Origin of the sequence: Chitinophaga filiformis (assembly GCF_023100805.1) — a bacterium.
GTDB classification, from domain to species: Bacteria; Bacteroidota; Bacteroidia; order Chitinophagales; family Chitinophagaceae; genus Chitinophaga; species Chitinophaga filiformis_B.
Genome location: NZ_CP095855.1, coordinates 6,086,363 through 6,105,284 on the forward strand (window position 1 = coordinate 6,086,363; position 18,922 = coordinate 6,105,284).

Sequence of the window (18,922 nt, forward strand, 5' to 3'; positions counted from 1 at the left end):
CTATCATATAACAAAAAATGTATATTTGCAACCAGTTTACATTAGCCTGGGACAAATCATTGACTGCGAATAGCTTATTACTGCATCATAAACCTCTTACCTGATTACACACTACAACCCTATACATATGAAAAGAAGAATTATCTGGGGCGTACTGCTCCTACTTACATTCCTGATATGGTATACCTGGATGCCGGCAGATATGTACCTGTTTATGCCGGTTTTCCTGGCCATTGTCGGGGGTATTTTATGCTTCATCTTTATGGCGCAGACATTTGCAGACTTTACAGACATAGAAGAGATCACACAATGGGACAGACATCCCAAACAGTGGTATCACAATATGGCGTTTGTATGTATACCTGTTGCAATCGTACTGATGATCGTATTCGGGATGCATTACACTAAACTGGAGAACGAGGAATTGAAACAGTTCGGTGAAAGAGTGCCTGCTACCATCGTAGATGGTTATTACAGGAAAAGCTCCAAAAGCAGCACTTACAAATTGACAATATCCTACTACACCAAACAGGGGAAACATGTACGTACCCAAAAGGACGTAGAAAGCGAACAATATGAACATGCCAGCAAAGGCCAGCATGTGGAAGTGATCTATTCCACCAAACATCCCTCTCTTGTGAAGATCTTGCTGGGAGACGAAATGGTAGAGGAATTTACAGGTATCAAAAGCAGGAATCTGACCCTTGAAGACATGTCAAAGATGCTGAACATGCCGGGCGACAGCATTCTGCCGGCCTTGAACAAGATCAGCTATCGCTGGACAACAGCTGATGATGACAGCACCACTTACATGAACGAGAGCAAAAAGGTCTTCTTCAGCGCCGAGCCACATGTACGCGTGACTTATGTTGCGATGCGCGATGGTTTCGTGAGCATGATGGACGATATCCGTAATTCGGGTTTCAAAAAGGAAGCAACAGACACTACTGCCCGTGAAAACCAGATAGGCACCTTGTCGATCTATACCAAAGGTGATCTGAAGCTGGTAGTACATAAAAAGCAGCTGGAACGTGAGGTAGATCAGAATGACAATTCTTCCATTATTGCTGCGGCAGCGGGCCTTAATACGGAGACGGCTCTGGTGGTGACTATGTTCAGGAATTAGCTATTTTCTCCCGATAAAAAAGGCGTCTGGTTTATTCAGACGCCTTTTTTATTAACAGAAAAATTTGGCTATTTTTTGAAAGCTTATTAATTTGGTTTGCTCTCTGAGAGATACTTCGGGATGTAGCGCAGCCCGGTAGCGCGCTTCGTTCGGGACGAAGAGGCCGCAAGTTCGAATCTTGTCATCCCGACGAAACACACCTTAATTCGTTTTAAAGCCCGCAAATAGTCAATATTTGCGGGCTTTTTCTTTTTCCAGCCTATCAAATTATATCAATTCATACCAATCTATCCGTGAGTAATTCCGTGAGTAATTTTTTTACCGAACATTACTCACGAAAACCGTTGTAACTCTTTGGCATTCAAAAAGTAATATCATTTTTTCTGTTGCCTTTTGGTGCCGTTTACGTGATGATTTCACTGCCCGGCGGTGAGTGGACTGTGAGAGTGATAACAAACGGCATTAAAAACCTAAAAAATGAATTGTTATGAATGCACAAAACACATTTGGCATTGACTTCATTGTGCGCAATGTCAAAGGCTCAAAGGATCTTGCAGTAGTATACGCTAGAATCACGTTAAACGGAGGCGAGCCTGTAGAAATCAGCCTCAAGGATCAAATTCAAAAGGATCAATGGAATTCAGAATCGGAAACAGTAAAGGGCAAATCTGAGGCAGCAAGACTTCTAAATAACCATATTGACAATGTCAGGTTCAACCTTAAACGGATTTATAAAGAACTTGTCGATAAATGTGAGCCTTTCGAAGCAGAAGACATAAAAACGATCTATACCGGAAAGCAGGTGGTCAAAAATAAAGATCACACTGTAATGGCGTTGATAAAATTGCATAAGATTCATGAGGGAAAAAATCTCGCGCCAGGGTCACTTAAAAACTTTGGCGCTACTGCGGCCTATGTGGAAAATTTCATAAAGTATAAGTATAACAAGGAGGATATACATGTTTCCCAATTGGATTTTCCCTTCATAAAGGAGCTTGAAACCTACATCCCTCTTCATCCTTTAAAGAAGCATGATCCCTGCCACATTAACGGAACGGCAAAACACTTGGACAGGCTAAAGCAAATAGTAGGCTGGGGCAAACTGATGAAATGGTTAAAGGAAGATCCTTTTGTAGATTTTGCGCCTTTCAGAATAAAGACGAAAACCAAGAAGCTCAAATGGCACCAGATCGTGGCATTGGAGAAATTAGATCTTGTTACACCGGAATTAGCTTACGCAAGAGACCTTTTTATTTTTAGTTGCTATACCGGCTTTGCCTTTGCTGATGTTATGGCACTGACTATGGACAATTTTGACGTCACACCATCAGGCACGTTCTGGTGCAACCATTATCGATTAAAATCCGAAGAGTTCACCGCGGTCCCTATCCTACAAACTGCTGTCGCAATTATCAAAAAGTATAAAGACGATCCACGAGCAGTGGCTAAGGAAAAGGTTTTTCCGCCAATCACCAATCAGGAAGTCAATCGTTGTCTTAAGATCCTACAGGAGCTTGCCAGGATTCCGTTCACCCTTACCTTCCACATTGCTCGCCATACCTTCGCTTCAACTGTTGCGTTAAAAATGGGTGTGGATATTAAGGTTGTGCAAATGATGATGGGCCATGCTAAAATCACAACGACCGAAGGGTATACAGAAGCGGACGAAGAATGGATTGAAGAAGAAACCAAAGGACTGGAAAATAAGATTAAAGAAAGAAAACAACTGCTGTCACCTATCGAATTGTTGGAGGTATAAATTATTGGGGAGTAGGGAGAGTATGGGATATAAGCTCTTCCATTAAAGTGAGTTTTCGGCAAAACTCATTTTATGGGAGAGCTGACTAATGATCCTAAAGGAACTGGAGGACTACTTGTGCCTTGGGTTACTTTGGAAGATCTCAAGAGGTTTAAGATAGAACTACTGGAAGAAATACTGCAGTTATTAGGGAAAAGCCATAACGAAGAACCGAAGAAGTGGCTAAAAACTTATGAGGTACGAAAACTATTAAATGTATCCGCCGGTACATTACAAACACTACGACTAAATGGAACGTTACCATATACGAAACTTGGAGGCGCTCTATATTATGACTATAAGGATATAGAAAGGCTTTTGGACAAAGAGAAAAGAAACTTGCGTAATCCCCGTAAATAAAAAAAAGGGGGCTTCCTTTTTTATTAATACTCTGAAGGCAGAAGCAACAAATTATCGCATAAATAACGTTGTACTATATACGTAATAAAATAACACGAAGGCATTTATGCAACTATTTGAAATGCAGTATACCTTCTCAATCGAAAGTATACTCTTTAACAAAGCCGGTGAGCTTAGCCCGTCAGAACGCTATTTACGGGCATTTTCCGGCTAATTGCGCCGTTGAATTTCTTAGAAGAAGCGCCTTCAGTTGTACAGGAACGCAGTAATAACGCTCACGATTATGCCTTGCAAATATATGCTCAGCAGCATTTTGTAGATAAAACTGGTGGATGCCACCATTTTTTAATGGTCTGAGGCTGCGCTATGACGCCATAACTGAAGTACAGCATCACTTAATTACATAGTTAAGTAGGAATAGATTTTTTTCTAACAAATAATAACAAAAAGGGGATGATGACACACGGTCATCAGCTCCCCTTATTATTATTTCCATGCATATTTTTGACCTTCCAGGATTTCCAACTCCTCACATACGATAGTAATTACACTATCCAGCAATATTGCCTGACCAGTTGTACATCTGCCCCAATATGTATGCATTCCATTCTGGATGATCGTCTCACCGTGCGCCTTCAACTTCTCACCTAACCAATTCTCAACAATCCACCATTCATATACCTCAGATGACCTCTCTTCCGCTTCCTCAAGCAGCTCAATTCGCTGCCTTAAACCGAATATCTTACTTTCTATCGCTGTCCTCAATTGTTCTTCCAGTGGCTCTTCCAGCTGATTTTCCAAAGCATCCAATTCACTTTCAACTTCCTCCTGAAGACATTCTTTTTCATTTTTAGAGTAGGTATTTCCCTCGGAGTCCTCGTAATAATATAAATTTTCAAGGTCGTCGTAACTGAATGGCGCTTCATCATGATCTGCCGAAGTTTTCGGAATATATTCTACAATCTGTGTGACATTTGCGATAACATTAACCTTTACGAATTCTCTTTTGATCTCTTGATTTTTAATGCTGTTAGCTTCCATAACCAATCATTTAAATTGTTAAAAAATTAGTTCGGAAGCCTCCACCGGAAATCCTGATAAAGGCAATGAAGGAACGCAATAAATGGGGGGGCTGTGCGGCAGGCTTTGTGTTTATGGCGGAATTCCATTGCCGCTCGCAAAGGATTTCCGGAACTTTGTGTAGGATTAATTGCTCAACTATCCGTCTTTTGCACTTCTTTTCAATGAAAATGTCGTCCTCTTCACAGAGAAATTATTGCAGCTAACGACATCCCAAAACATAGCACTCGCATCTTGAATGTCAATGTCTTGGTGATTGAACTAATAAAATATCGCGGTGATTTTTGCGCCAGACATAGCATTAAAAGCTCACAAACACTAATGGTACACCTGGTTTTTTTCAAGGCACTTACGTAAGAGGAGGCCCTCGAGTAGTTATCTATAGCACAAGATATTTTGTTCGAATGCCATCAAACGTGTACGGTGAAAAGTGATAGAAAAAACGTGTATTCACTTTAACCAACACTTTTCCTACAATGATATTGGTCAACTCATCGCCATCTTCTGACGGTTTCCTGCATCAGCGACCATACATCGGCCGTGTAAGTTCTAACCGCCATTCTCTCCTGCCGTTCGATAGTGAGCATAGAGTGAAACAGGCTACCTGGCTCATTAGCAAAAAACCGTACGAAAGGGGGCGCAACCGTTACTGTTGAATTATCTGCCAAATAAAACTTGATACCGGAAAATGCGTACCACCAAGCGCCGACACAACATCATCTAAGCTGTATATGAAGCATGCATTTTGAAAGTTCTTGATGATGTCAGGCCAGATAGGTAAAGGTCGAATCGGGAGGATCGATGGTGTCGGCTTCAGATCGGCTAGTGACCGCCATTTTTCAATTATCAATCATTCTTTGGTACATGCGGATATAATGATCGCATAAATTAAAACAACGAATAACTTTTTCGTTGGATTTTTTTCCCAATGATAAAAAAGCCTCGTGTTCTTTTTTACCAGTTTTGGGTACCTAGGAAATAAAATTCATTAGGGCGGTAACAGCAACGACATCTAATCCTTGTAACTAAAGATATTTAGGGCAAACTTATTGAATTCTATGACGGGAACATTAACGTCCTATTTAATCTATTAAATGATTATGTGTTTTACTATCCCTTCTCCTAAAGACTCACTGCCTTCACTAAAAGCAAAGCGTTTCCCTTCTTTAAAATCCTCTCCTAAATATTCAACGTGTAAAAATGTGATATCAACCTCACCTTCATCCCCTGGAAAAAATTTGTCTCTTCCAATAAGATCAATGCTACCAGACGTTTTCATTCCTTCAATAAACGTGAATAAAGGTCGATAACCGGTAAAAAAAGGTGTTTTTCGACCGCCTAAATAAAGTTTGATATATGCTCTTATTTTAACCATGGGCTGTAGTTTAGAGGCGTAGCCTTTAACAAATGTAATTTATCTGCAGGAATTGATATTGCGTTCATACCATCTGCCCGGAATTGATATGCATTCTGCAGTACTTTATTGGGTACTTTCACTTTCATAACCGTAATTGAAAGTTTATCAAACTGAAAATTATTTTTTCCAAACTGAGCTGCCTCCTTAAGTGTGGGCGCAAACAACTTACCTGTTTCATAAGCACCCTCTTTCGCCCTCAAACCAAATTTCATGATATCGTCTACCTCAGCCTGTGAAACAGCTCTGAATACCGTTGTAGTGCCGCGGCTACCGAAACGAGCGGCAAAATCCGTAAGCTTGTTCTTAATTAAACCTCCAGCCTTGGCTAGTTTACCTAACCCATATTTTCCAATCGTGCCTGCCAAGTATAAATCTCCAAAGGGCAACGGCCCATCCATCACAGCAGCCATTCCACCAGCCGCCATTAATGCCATATCATACTCTGATGGTTTTAAAAACTCGTATACATTTTCTCCCCACTCCTTAGCTGTCTGCTGGAATTCTTCTACACTTCTTCCTTCTGGATCAAATTTGGTGATAGGATTATTCAGGTTGAATGAATAAGGACTTGTACCGGCATAGCTTTCAGCCATCGGATCGATACCCAGCCATTGGTAGGTATGAGGATCATAGTATCTGGCTCCATAATAATACAATCCTGTTTCCGGGTCCTGTTCCTTACCATTGAAAGTGAATTGACTACTATAGTCCCTCCTCAGCTCCATAAAGGTTTCGCCAAACGGAAGGTATTCTACGTATTGTACAATATTTTGATCCTTGTCTGATATAAAGCTACTGCTACCGATGTGATTGCGGTGGTAGAAATACCGGAATTTTTCGTCTCCATCAATCTGGTCATTCACCGTTCCGGTTGCAGAGGAATTGGGATCTATCAAAACCGGATACTGTAACACTGGCCATTTCTTAGTAAGAGCGTTATGTGGAATATTTCTGTGTGGAATTTGCAGACTGTCGAAATAACTATTTACTAAAGCTTCAGCTTTTAGCATTTTCTTCAAATAAGACACAGTCAAGTACTTATTTTTAGGAACCAGGACTTCAGTCATAACCAACGTATCTTTTTCTGGATGAATGGTACTGACTTCTGTGTTCATGGTCGGCCATTTACTATAATTAGTCAATTGACTCACAATTCGTTCCCGACCGATATATATATGTTTGGTCCCAATTCCTCTAGCATTTCGAACCGAAAAATATGGGTTTACATACAAATTGTAGGTAGCTGGGATGGAATAATCGCCTGCGAATTGACCATTGATGTATACACCTTCGATTTCATTACTGATTTTGATCGTTCTTTCACCGTCGGCATCATAGGAATAACTGCTCAAATAACCATTACTACTAATTGCTCGGATGCGATCTTCCTGATCCCACAATATCTTCCGCTCATTGATATTGTTATGAAAACTATCAGCAGTAGCTGTAAAGACATCATTGCCGTCATCATCATAGGAATGATAGATAGTGTTAACTTCTTTATATACCTTAGGCTTCTTCGGATCTGCTTGTTGAACTATCCGCGAAATATGTTCCGTAACAACAGACAATTGAAATGGAGACTTATGCTCGTATTCAAACTTACTGGATACTGACCTATTAATTTTGGCCGAATTAAGCTCCAGCTTACGTGTTTTCACGTTGAACTGGTCATCATATGCCAGTTTCAGGTCGTACTTGGTTACCGTATTCCACTTCCCTTCTGCCGCCATGAGTTGATTTTGATTGTCATAAGCATACCCATGCTCCATGGTTACAGCGACGTGCCCGGAAAAATTTGACTTATTGGTATTTCCCCTGATGTTATTGAGTTCATCATATCGATAGGTACTCAACATTATTTGAGCATCTCCTTTAAGCGTCTGTACAGATTGCAGACGCCTGAGTGTGTCCTCATAGGAATAATTGGTTACAAGTCCATTACCATATTCAATCTTTTTCCGTTGTTCAAATTCATCGTAAAAAATATTATTTGCATAGCGAAAACTAGTATCTGTCGTTCCATATTTGCTGCCGTATACCCGTATCAGGTTACCTCCAATATTGTAGTTATAGTTCACCTTCTCTCCGCTGGGATATACCATATATAACAAACGTCCCCAGCTGTCATATCTAAATTTTGTAGTAAAAGTGTAAGTCGTATCAAAGGGGGCAATAATTGTACGGGTATTGTAAACCACATTGCCGTATACGTCATACATGAATGATTGTGCCCCGGTAGCATCTATCTGAAAAACGATCCGACCCGCGTTCGTAGTGGTTTGGGGACCTGATTTTACACCATAAACATACCTTACGCTATCTTCAGGATGACTGGAATAATTGGTGCGGATGAGGCGCCTATGTTCATAGTCATAGTTGATAACGTCTCTTCTTGCATTCATCTTCTTTTTTAAGTTACCTACCTTATCGTATTCATAAGTAGTTGTGCCACCATTAACATTGAAATAACTTACTTTGCGTGTGCCCCAATCATATTTGTAGGACATCACCAAGTATTGACGACCATCATGGATATTGAAGACGTTTTCCGTGAGATGAATCGGTGTGTACTGGTATTTGGTGACTTTCACAATTGAATCAACGCTAACTGTAGGGTATCGTTTTTCTGTGGTCACTAGGTTAGCACCGTTGGTATATACTTCCCTTTTATTCAGATTCGCATCTTTGCCATAAGTAGTGATAGTGAGCTGGGCGTCGTTATTAAATCCATCCTTACCTATTTTATATCTATTAGCTTCAAATAATTGCCCGTTGGGAAGGTAAGTGTTTAATTCACGGTCCAAAATGTCATAGTTGGTTACTGTTGCGGGTACTCTTCCAGTGTCCGTTACCAAGGTAGTGCCAGCGGCACCAATGGTCATGTCAGCTGAAACATCATAATTCTGAGTAGAAGGATAATAAGTCCTGGCAACACGATATAGGTCGTCATAAAATTGTCGGCCACTCACTATCCATCTGCTGGTGCCGTTGACAACGCCGGTTTTCTTAGTTTGTATGTTCTTCCCGAATCCGTCTACAAAGCTGACAGTATAAATGCCATCATTCTGATTGGACTCATCAAAATGTTTTAGGATCGAGTAGGATTTGCCAGGAAGAATGTGATAGGCAATTTTGATTGTGTGATCACTATCTTCTATGTCCGTAGAATTTTGATGCGGCCCTTGTACTTTCACGACACGACCAAATTCATCATATTTTGTTTTAATGGCGAAGCCGCTGGTCAGTACTTTTAGCTTTTCTGTGCCAAATCGATAATCATATTCGAACCTGTTTTCCAATTCATATGGATCTTTGATCCGCGATACATAAATGCCAAACCGGTCTTCAATCTCAAATGTATCCCGCAAACCATTCGCATAGATCTTTTTGATAAGATTTCCGGTCTCATCATCATATCTAAAAGTTGTCTTAGCGGAATTTTTATCACTGAAATAAACCGTTTCAGATTCCATTTTAGGACCAAAATATTTCAGTGGATATGTAGCCTCTACCTTTTTGAGGGTCTCCCCTGCTTTGTTTGTAACGACTATAGATGTTGGCAATCCATATATATACGGATTATCTTCGACTTTCTTATATATAATAGCTGTTTTATAATAGGACTTATCTTTTTGAGAAGCACTATTTCCTTCCTCATATTCAAAACTTGATATATTGAGCAAATTATCATACTTGTAACGGGTTCTGTGCAACATTGCCCGATTAGTGTCACCCTCATAGGAATAAACTGTTTTAGTTCGAAGCAAACTCTGCATTACAGCCGCTGTTAACAACGATTGCGGTGGCGGAGGTGTTTCACCTATTTTAGATGCACTGCTTCTATATTTTTCTTCGTAGTCGTATTCTTCATATTGAAATTTGTTACCGGCAGCATCTTCGGTCCATTTTTTTGCTATCTGATGACCCACAAAATAATGCTGGTTATTGTACTGTGCCACCGATCTGCGGTACAACTTGCCTTGAAAGTAATCAGCGGCAATGACCTGATGGAAACCGAGAAACTCTCGCTCATAGCGGTCGAAATGACCTTGCTTATAATCAAATTCTGTCTTAAAGTTTTCTCCATCGCTTTTGACGCCGTCATCTCTCGTAACGCTTGCCATCACCCACTTGCCACCTGGGTGTCTATAATCTCCCTCGATATGCTTATAATCCAGCTGCAAACTCCCGCCGAGGGGCCCGGATACATTCTTCAAACGGTTGACCTTTGCCAGGTTAGATAGTTTTAAAGTAACTTTTTTATTATCATAACTTACGAAGTCTACAAACCCGTCTCCATTGATATCTATCCATTGGGATTTAACGGAGTTGTTACCATCACCGGTGTTAGCAGTTACTGAAAAAACTATTTTACAAACGGGTACAAATAGTACAAAAACATGCGGGGCAAATGTATAGGCTCCGTGTATCCCCCTGCTGCTGGAAACTGATTCTCCCAGATCCACCGCGCTTCCAAGATTGATAACCTGACCTCCGGTCCTACTGATAACTTTGCCGGTGTTTATGTAAAAAATAACATCATTTCCTGCTGTTCTTACAACGTTATCAATCAATCCGTCTCCGTTGAAATCGATCAATGAGCTGTATTGTTTGGTGGTCGTTGTTGCGAGGCTAATCCCAGCCGATGCACTATAATTATCGAAATTATATCCACCACCGCCACCAAGGGACCTACTTTCATTTTTCTGAATGTTGAGTAATTGCCAGTTGATGGTCTGTCCAGAAAATCCGTTACCTTGATTAAGATAAACATTTCCGTTTTTGTTCACTTTGTCAGGTAGGCCATCCCCATTGACGTCATAGAGGTTGGCTTCAACTTCATCACTGTTTTCATTGTATCCCCCGGAAAGTCCCGAGAGCGCCGCTGCTATCTTAGAGCTGGCTGTTGATATATTATTTCCTTTACCGTTATCTGATTTTCCTCCAGCGATAAATGGATGGAAAAATACTCCACCAAGGTTGATACCCCATGAGCTAGCAATGGCATGTTGCAAACCAGTGGAGATGGCGGTCACATTCCGCTGCAAACCACCCAACGAGTTAGTAAATTGAACTGATTCTGTGCCTGCAATATCAGGAAACCTGTCTCCATTTAAATCGATATATTCAGAATAGGTAACAGAATTACCATTTATACTTTTGTTAACTGACACTCCAGCCCCGCCTCCTGCTATGGACGTGCTCGTACTCTTTGTGTATCTAACTACTGCTCTGGCGCCTGAGGCATTAATTGCACTATTGACAATGAACAGCTGTTGAGGGGTTACATCGGCCATGGCCATTCTGGAAGGGCTAAGTGTATCCTTGTGAATGTATATTCTTTTGTTCACGCCGGTATTACGTAGAGTCCGTACATCATGCGGCATTGCAAAAAACTCTGTCTCATAGAAATTCGTCCGTTTTATCTGTGATAGCTGGAATTTGTTGATATCAATAGGCTGTTTCAGGTAGTTCGTTGCATTGAAGACCGCGTGGCCCCAGCCTCTATAAAGAGCGCCATAATCACTTGTTTCCCAGTTATGAAATACCGCTGCAGCCTGGGACAGAATGGTACTGAATTGAACGGGACTGTGAGTCACGGTATCGATAAAACTAATTACATCATTCTCTTTTAATAATACATTGTCGAGTGTATCGCGGTTATGAGGCAGGGAGTCTTTACCATTAATCTGAATGACAGACCTCGCCAAAGTGCGTTTTTGTACACTATAGAAAGAATAGCGGCCGGACTGAGGTACTACCCAATTGTGAAAATCATTAGGAATGAGTAGATATGAAGGTGTTTGAGCGTTTGCACCCGTTACATCTAAATCTGCTGGGGAATTCACTTCATAGTGCACGGAATAACGCTCGCCTTTATTACGTACAAAAGAAACAGTGTCCGACATAAACGCAGACTCAGTGATTTGCTTCCTAAGTATTACTTTATCCTTATCGCTCACAACTAGGGTAGCCTGGCCTTTTTTAAGGCTGTTCAAAGTGATAATAGGGCTGATTTTTACATCGCCACTGTCTTTAACCTGAACATAAATACCCGACTTATATAGTTGACCTTTGAAATTAACTTTTGGGAAATAGACAATTGTATCCTTTTTCCAGCGTTCGTCCGGTTTCTGTTCTGTGGAATCGTAATATTGATATCTTATCTGTGGCTTCCAATCAATCCCTGTCATATCAAAGTTTGACGCCGGTGTGATTGCAAAAGACAGCGCCGAGTTGTACCCATATTTTTGTGGTACTGCAAAGTTAGTGGCGAACACCTGTGCGCTGGTATCCAGCATTTTAGCATATACGCTATCGATGGTAGTGTATTTATACTCGACAACTGAAATAGTAGTGTCGCCCCCCTCATCTTTAGGACGCTGAACCTTAAAGGAGCTAAGTACGCTATCGGTTACGATTTTTCCGGACAATCTGATTGTTAGTGTAACAGTATCTTTAGTCCGGGGTTTGACAAAACGACCAGCGATTGTATAGGTACCAGAATCTGGGAGGTTAAAAACTTCATTGCAGTAGAGGTGATCTTCCACTGCACTATATTCAACCTGGTTGGCCTTGAACGGATCAAAAAAGTGCTTGTCATTATCCTTGGAAAGGTAGGTGATAACAGGATTCCATTGCACCTGATCGTAGTATCCATTCGCGGTCGGATGATTGCCTGACTGTACCCGGAACAATATTTTATCCCCTTTGCTCACTCGTACAGAAGGTATTACTACTGCTTTTTCGCTAAAATCTGCCCGATTGATTTGCAAAGGATTAAAAATTGGGATACTGTTTCGTTGAACAGAAACATAGACACCATCCGAACCGTTGTATTCGGTGGAATCTTCACTTTTATTGCCCAATACTGGTTGCAGTAGCCTGACTGGCGCGTTGATACGTAAGGTACCGCTATCTGGAGCAATCCACACTTTGATAATATCATGCAGGGGGCTTATTTTAATGTTATTCGCTAGTTCCTGATCCATTCTTGTTTGGTCTTCAGTTACGAGCGCATTTCCGATTGTGGCCCCACTGGAAATGGGACTTGGGGTAGCGGCTGATGAAGCAGTGAATTGAATGCCTCCATTGCCTCCATCGTATGTATTAAATTTCACCTGACCGTCTTCAACCACATCTGTGAGGCCATCACCATTCGCGTCGGTGAAATAGGTTTTGGAGTAACTGTGGGTCGTATTCCTATCGGTGCCGCCGTATATCCTCGACTGGGTGGGGCCGTTTACTTCTCCACCAATACCGTGACTTGATCCGTCATCTTTTCCAAAACTGCTTATGCCGGCAATCGGGCGTTCGGGACCAAAAGTGATTTTGTCAAGACTACTGGTATTGGGCCTATAAGTGATACGACCCTTATTATTGCGGATAATATCTGGTCGGGCATCTCCATCAATGTCGATAAAACTCACCACGGATTCTGATTCATTTTCCTTATAGGAAAAGCGTGCATCAAACGACAAGCTCTTGGACGTAAACTGAAAATCCGGTGCGCCAATCCCAGTAGCGCCGCCAAATCCTAATTTCGCTTGGGTTTCAGATTTCCCAAGGAAGTCATCGGCAGGCATATTTATTTGTGCGTCGGTAAAATAGTTTCCTTCCAGTGCCTCAAGGCTGTAATAATCGAAACGTTGACCATAGAATAGCTTTTCTACATCTCCATCATATCCAAATTGTGAGATGCTGTCAAGAATCATTTTTGAATAACTGCCATTACGATAGTGAAAGGCATATTTTCGTATGTTTACCTCATCTTGAGCAGAACCGTCCCCACGGTAGTCGACGGAGGAAATGTGTATTGTTTTGAGTAAGCGGGCATTATCAGAGGTGAAAAAACCGTATCTCGCCGAAAAATTGAAATCGGATCTTTCAGTTTGGTCATCGTAGGCAATGTCAATTTTGTAAACATCTTTCAAATGTTTCTGATCCTGGTACAACGTATACAGTACACGGGAGAGATAAAGCGAATGGACAACATTGTTATCTACATTTCTATCCTTTGGTTCATAGGTGAATTCCATACTGTTTTTGAACAGATCTATCACTTTTCGCAGTTTCCACTCTGCAATTTTGTCCCCTTCCCGCAAGACGGCGTCCACCTGGTGACTTCCGTTATCTTTTATTATCCCACCGTAATAGTATTTGGTGCCATTTTTATCCGTTACTACCCATATATAGTTTTTTAGAGATCCAACGCGCTCAATTTTGCTGAAATTAGTTTCACGCCTGCAGAAAAACCGTTTTGTTGCTTCAGGTGCTCGTGCAATGCCCAACTTACGGTGAGCCATAGTCAGAATGTCCTTATCATCGGCCATCGCCAGCATTTGGCCGTCCAATAGATAGGTTTCCGACTCCGTGGCAGCACTATAGGTGGGAACGCCCCATCTTGTTTCCACTGATATGGAAGAAGTGCCAGTTAAGCTCCATCCCTCTCCCATGACACCATTGCCGCCATCGCTATTATAAGATACATCCAAATTGGGCTGGATATCCTGCCTTCCAACTGGGGTTTCTATGTGAAAACTGAGTGTCGCAGATCCCTGACTGTTGGGAATAGGGGCCTGGATGAGATTGACCATCGATGTAGGATCCCCCAATTTCAGATCATGAAGTGTGGTAGGTGCGAAGCCGGCAGTTTCTGGCGATTCGGGACTTTTAATGATCGCATTGATATAATCCCCATCTTCAGTATTGGCCGAATAAACGATATTATGGTATAGGTCTACACTATCCCTTTTGAGTTGTATCCAATCTTTGGAAGCATCACTGTAAAAATAGGTATGCACGTCAGCCACTGTATAACCATCGGGGATGGCGCTTTTATCAAACCTGATTGCTATGAGTTTTACCGCATTGTTGCCACTGCTGATCCGGTAGCCACGATGATTGTCGCTAACATTTACCATTCCAATGGATAGGGGATGAAATCCGGCGCTATCTAAAGGCCGATAAGATGTTGTCGGTAAGAACTGGGCAGCTGATTTTTTAGTGCGTCGTCGTGACATGATGCCCGGCAGTGGCATTTGCGCGAACTGATTAGAGTCATTGGTACTGCTAATTAATGCAGACTCTGTTTTAATATTATGGTTGAAGCCATTAGCACTGCCGGCTACCGGCTGTGGAGAGGAATGCCACCAAATGAGCATGCATATCAATAAAAAGACAAACAGTATTTTATAAGCAGTAGTAGTAGTGAATATAAGAGTACCCACTTTGGGAGATGCGGTGGTAATCATGATAGAAAAATCAAAGGTTGGAAATCTGTTTTGGCATTCTAATCTTAATAGGCAATGTTGTTTTCTGACCAAGGTCATCGGTCACCTCGATTAAAAACCTGCTGTTCAGATTTAATGGAACTTTTAAAGGTATATTCACCAGGAATTCGACAAATTTTTGTTGGTCAGCCCCCACCCTTCTTTTAATGTATTTTATGGGCGCTCTTTCCCCAACAACAGCACCTGAGGGATTGTCTTCATCGGGTGGCTTTATTTGGAAGTTTACATCTTCAGTAGTCACGGGTGGGAGTTCACCTGCAGTTGAATCTATGGGAGCCTGTTTATTAGTTATATAAGCTGGTGGCAAAACCTTCCGTTGACCGTCGCGCGACAGTAGATATAACTTAGCCCGTAAATTTCCCACGCCCACACTGGTCTTAAAGGAAAACCTTAAAGTAGAATCCGCCCCTTTATAATTATAGACTAGCACGGTGGTGTCAAAACGGGTCTCGGCCATTATTGCAGAATCTTTGTAGTATGGATACTCCAGTATCTTGCGGGCATTGTCATATGGGTTGTTTACCATCAAAAAGTTTAAGATGGGCACTTTTCCAAAAGTAATACAGTTATAGCCGGAAGGATGATCAAGGGTTAATTGATCCCACACTATGGCCCAGGTATTAAATTTTAGACTACTGTTATTTTGCTCTCTGCCAAAATAACTACATAGCACCGGTTTTTCAATGATTGTATTGTCTTTACTTTTTTTAATGATTACAAATCGATACAACTGGTAATCATACGGCTGATATAAGGTGGTATACAAGGTTTTTTGCTGGTAATTGCCTCCTGCTATGACTATTTTCAAGGGATAAGGCAGTTTCGCTGGATTGAAGATTAACCAGTCCCTTTGTACTGTTGATAGTGTTGGATACTGTTTGTAACGAACTTTGAATTCTGCAGCTTGTACATTTAGTGCATTATCGCCCCAAAAAATAAATTCACCGTTTTTTAACTGGCTGAAAGTGCTATCAGTAAAACCTATGGTGACAGATCTGAACAAGGAAGCTTGTTCTCCCCGGGGAATAAAGGTCCAGCTAGCGTTTACAGTGCTATCGTTGGCGTCGGTGTTATAGGATGTCTTGTCACTGAACGCTTCTTCATATGTACTGTTGGACTTGGGCTGAATAAGGCCTGCCAGTGAGTCTTTTCCAATAGCACAAACACGATTGTGAAATTTATTTAAAATGGGATCTTTCATATTCCACAGGAGTTTGCCATCACGTCCCACATAGGAGTCGTCGAGTGTGGTACCGAATTTGATCGATAAATAGCTTTCGACTTTCGATCGCTCAAGAGGCGTCAATACCCTATTGTAAATAATCAGTTCAGGCAAATACCCGTTAAATGCAGCAGAGACGGTCGTTCGTCTATCTTCTCCCCAGATGGAATAGTAGTTTTTGTTGGAGGCATAATAATAGACAGTTGTCTTCATGGCATTTTCCTGTTTGGTCTGCCCGGCTACCTCCAATGTAGTTCTGTTTTGGCTGTTACCAAAATTGTAACTAAAACTGCCTTTACCTATTACACTATTGTTCTTTAAAGTTCGCATTTTGTCCAAATACTCAAACGTAAAAAATGGAAGCCCTTTATTTTTGTCATTAGGAAAAAAGGCCGCTGCTACTGTCGCCTGATTGAACGCTAGCAAGTCAAAATTTTCTCCCGCGTCTGCCCATAGATAAGCGGGATGAAAATTGATATTGCGGGCTGCACTCCCCTTTTTAAGGGAATAGTTATTGCCGGAAACATCTACCAAAAAATATTCATTTCCTGTTTTCTCGGTCACCCACCAAAGTTTAGTACCCTCTACACCACCTGGTTGCTGCGCCATGGAAGACAAGGAAAGAGACATATTAACGAGTGACAGAAAAAATAATAGTGGCAGGTTACGCATCACCAGAAACAAGTTAAACATAAGGAACATTTCATTCGAAGTTATTGGGAACCATTGATTCATTTTACCGTGTTTTTCCCGTATTTGCCAGGGATGTGAAAACAGGCTCCAGCGGGAAAATAGGAAAGATGTTTACGTCGTTAGTCGAACCGTTTGTTTTGAGATAATGGCTGTGCAATTGCTATCATGTTGAAGCCAGAGGGATGCATTGGCCATGGATTCTTGAAGCTGGTTGAACTACTGCTCAACGTTGTTGGTAGTAAATGGGGCATATCGCAAGGTTTGAAAGGGGTAAATAATTGACCACCAATATAACCAATCTGTTATATTAGCACAATACAAACTAGTTTGTATTTTTTGTTCCAAATGTATAATCGTCTGGCTGTTGCAGGAATGCTTATTGAATTGAAACCTGTAATGGTTCATCATGGAGCAGATAAATATGAAGTGGCTGAATGTGATCTCCATTGATTATAAGAACCCTTTCTTCCCCCCTGGTCAATCCGGGACTTTCAGCCGACAGTGTATATCAACGGTCAAAGCTATTGCTGTTTGTTTAGTGCGGATACCCAGGGCTGGCATCCCAACGAAACACACCTTAATTCCTTTTAAAGCCCGCAAATAGTCAATGTTTGCGGGCTTTTTCATTCTCCAGGCCTATCAAATTATATCAATTCATACTAATCTATCCGTGAGTAATTTCTTTACCGAGCAGTACTCGCCAATACCGTTGTAACTATTTGGCAATCAAAAGTAACATCATTTTTTCTGTTGTATTATGGTGCCGTTTACGTGATCATTTCACCGCCCGGAGGTGAGTGGACTGTGGGAGTGATGACAAACGGCATTAAAGACCAAAAAAATGAATTGTTATGAATGCACAAAACTCATTTGGCATTGACTTCATTGTGCGCAATGTCAAAGGCCCAAAGGAGCTTGCAGTAGTATACGCTAGAATCACGTTGAACGGAGGCGAGCTTGTAGAAATCGAAAGCACTGCTGCCACAGCCAATAATACCGTCTGTAAAATCGACAGGAGTTATGATAGTTGCAGTAGCAGTTGGCCGATATCCAAAAGCTTCTCGACTGCAACCTTTATCTTCCTGTGTAAGATCAGCCGATAATCTGGTTTCTTTATTCCGGTTTAGCAAAACGGATTCGGATAGTTTAATTTTTCTTCCCGATTCAATGGCCAGCAAGTCCAGTATATTTGAGGCGGTGAGTTTAATTCAACATGAACAATCTAAAAGCGAACCCTCCTGCTGTATTTAACAGGACATGGCATCAAAAGTAGCTACGGATCTATGTTTTATTTCATGCCTTTTGATGGTGGGCTGACGAGTAAAAAATATTCCTCGATATCTACAATAGATTTAATTAATTTGTTGAGAACTACCACATTTAAAAACATCGTGCTGATGGTTGATGCATGTTTTTCTGCTGCTATTAAACCAGGCATAGAAAAAACTACTCAATACCTTGCTGATAATGAAAGAAAAAGTATCGCTTTGATGGTATCATCGAATGACGACGTAAAATCATATCAAAATAGCATTTCAACCGAATTCTATGAGAAATTAAAAGAAATGTTTGACAAATGTGAAAATGATGCCCAGGGTTATGTCCGAATAAGCAACCTTAAGGTATATACCAAGTCTAAATTTGAGAGTAGAACAAACAAATCAGTCATCATAGCACATTGGGGATCCGATTTCACACTTTACCGACGACCGCTGCAAAAAAAATGAAACTTCCCGGCATAAAGAGGTCTAAAACCAATTCAACGGTAATTAATTAATAGCGATACGACTCTTTTATGAAATTGACAATAATATTTTCGTTTGCTGGCAGAATCTTATCTTAAGAATTATTTTCCATAGCACTATCCACAATTCCGAAACAGATTCGCAATTTTTTAACGTGGCTGAACATTACAAAAAACAAAAACAGC

General features: G+C 41.1%; 8 protein-coding genes and 1 tRNA gene. 5 read left to right on the plus strand and 4 right to left on the minus strand.

Going from position 1 to position 18,922, the window contains the following annotated elements:
• The first annotated feature begins 127 nt into the window (after window positions 1-127).
• The 4 genes from MYF79_RS23550 (at window position 128) to MYF79_RS23565 (ending at window position 3,284) form a co-directional block, all read left to right on the plus strand.
• The gene (locus MYF79_RS23550; RefSeq protein WP_247810274.1) at window positions 128-1,126 is read left to right on the plus strand and encodes a DUF3592 domain-containing protein; all 999 of its coding nucleotides are present in this window, start codon (window positions 128-130) and stop codon (window positions 1,124-1,126) included.
• A 116-nt stretch (window positions 1,127-1,242) separates the two neighbouring features.
• A tRNA-Pro gene (locus MYF79_RS23555) sits at window positions 1,243-1,316 on the plus strand.
• A 297-nt stretch (window positions 1,317-1,613) separates the two neighbouring features.
• Window positions 1,614-2,885 (plus strand): site-specific integrase, encoded by a 1,272-nt coding sequence (locus MYF79_RS23560; RefSeq protein WP_247810275.1) that lies wholly within the window; start codon window positions 1,614-1,616, stop codon window positions 2,883-2,885.
• Window positions 2,886-2,957: 72 nt separating this feature from the next.
• Complete coding sequence (locus MYF79_RS23565) at window positions 2,958-3,284, plus strand: helix-turn-helix domain-containing protein (protein ID WP_247810276.1); 327 nt, start codon at window positions 2,958-2,960, stop codon at window positions 3,282-3,284.
• 486 nt (window positions 3,285-3,770) lie between these two features.
• On the opposite strand, the gene MYF79_RS23570 is transcribed toward MYF79_RS23565, so the two are convergent.
• The 4 genes from MYF79_RS23570 to MYF79_RS23585 form a co-directional block, all read right to left on the minus strand.
• Window positions 3,771-4,325 carry a hypothetical protein gene (locus MYF79_RS23570; protein WP_247810277.1) on the minus strand — a complete coding sequence of 185 codons (555 nt, stop codon included), beginning with the start codon at window positions 4,323-4,325 and terminating at the stop codon, window positions 3,771-3,773.
• A gap of 1,129 nt (window positions 4,326-5,454) precedes the next feature.
• Entirely contained in the window at window positions 5,455-5,739 is a 285-nt protein-coding gene (locus MYF79_RS23575) for a hypothetical protein (protein WP_247810278.1), read from the minus strand.
• A complete protein-coding gene (locus MYF79_RS23580) occupies window positions 5,727-15,116 on the minus strand; it encodes a SpvB/TcaC N-terminal domain-containing protein (protein WP_247810279.1) in 9,390 nt (3,129 codons plus the stop codon). Before MYF79_RS23580 ends, MYF79_RS23575 begins: the two co-directional genes overlap by 13 nt.
• Window positions 15,049-17,034, minus strand: a complete 1,986-nt coding sequence (locus tag MYF79_RS23585) for a hypothetical protein (RefSeq protein ID WP_247810280.1) — start codon at window positions 17,032-17,034, stop codon at window positions 15,049-15,051. The genes MYF79_RS23580 and MYF79_RS23585 overlap by 68 nt, the downstream gene beginning before the upstream one ends.
• A 1,241-nt stretch (window positions 17,035-18,275) precedes the next feature.
• Here MYF79_RS23585 and MYF79_RS23590 point away from each other — a divergent pair.
• Complete coding sequence (locus MYF79_RS23590; protein ID WP_247810281.1) at window positions 18,276-18,719, plus strand: hypothetical protein; 444 nt, start codon at window positions 18,276-18,278, stop codon at window positions 18,717-18,719.
• Window positions 18,720-18,922: the final 203 nt, after the last annotated feature.

Excerpts from the sequence above, each read along its gene's own strand:
- MYF79_RS23580 (WP_247810279.1), bottom strand. The coding sequence starts at position 15,116 with ATGACCTTGGTCAGAAAACAACATTGCCTATTAAGATTAGAATGCCAA.
- MYF79_RS23590 (WP_247810281.1), top strand. The coding sequence starts at position 18,276 with ATGTTTTATTTCATGCCTTTTGATGGTGGGCTGACGAGTAAAAAATAT.
- MYF79_RS23550 (WP_247810274.1), top strand. The coding sequence starts at position 128 with ATGAAAAGAAGAATTATCTGGGGCGTACTGCTCCTACTTACATTCCTG.
- MYF79_RS23570 (WP_247810277.1), bottom strand. The coding sequence starts at position 4,325 with ATGGAAGCTAACAGCATTAAAAATCAAGAGATCAAAAGAGAATTCGTA.
- MYF79_RS23560 (WP_247810275.1), top strand. The coding sequence starts at position 1,614 with ATGAATGCACAAAACACATTTGGCATTGACTTCATTGTGCGCAATGTC.
- MYF79_RS23565 (WP_247810276.1), top strand. The coding sequence starts at position 2,958 with ATGGGAGAGCTGACTAATGATCCTAAAGGAACTGGAGGACTACTTGTG.
- MYF79_RS23575 (WP_247810278.1), bottom strand. The coding sequence starts at position 5,739 with ATGGTTAAAATAAGAGCATATATCAAACTTTATTTAGGCGGTCGAAAA.
- MYF79_RS23585 (WP_247810280.1), bottom strand. The coding sequence starts at position 17,034 with ATGAATCAATGGTTCCCAATAACTTCGAATGAAATGTTCCTTATGTTT.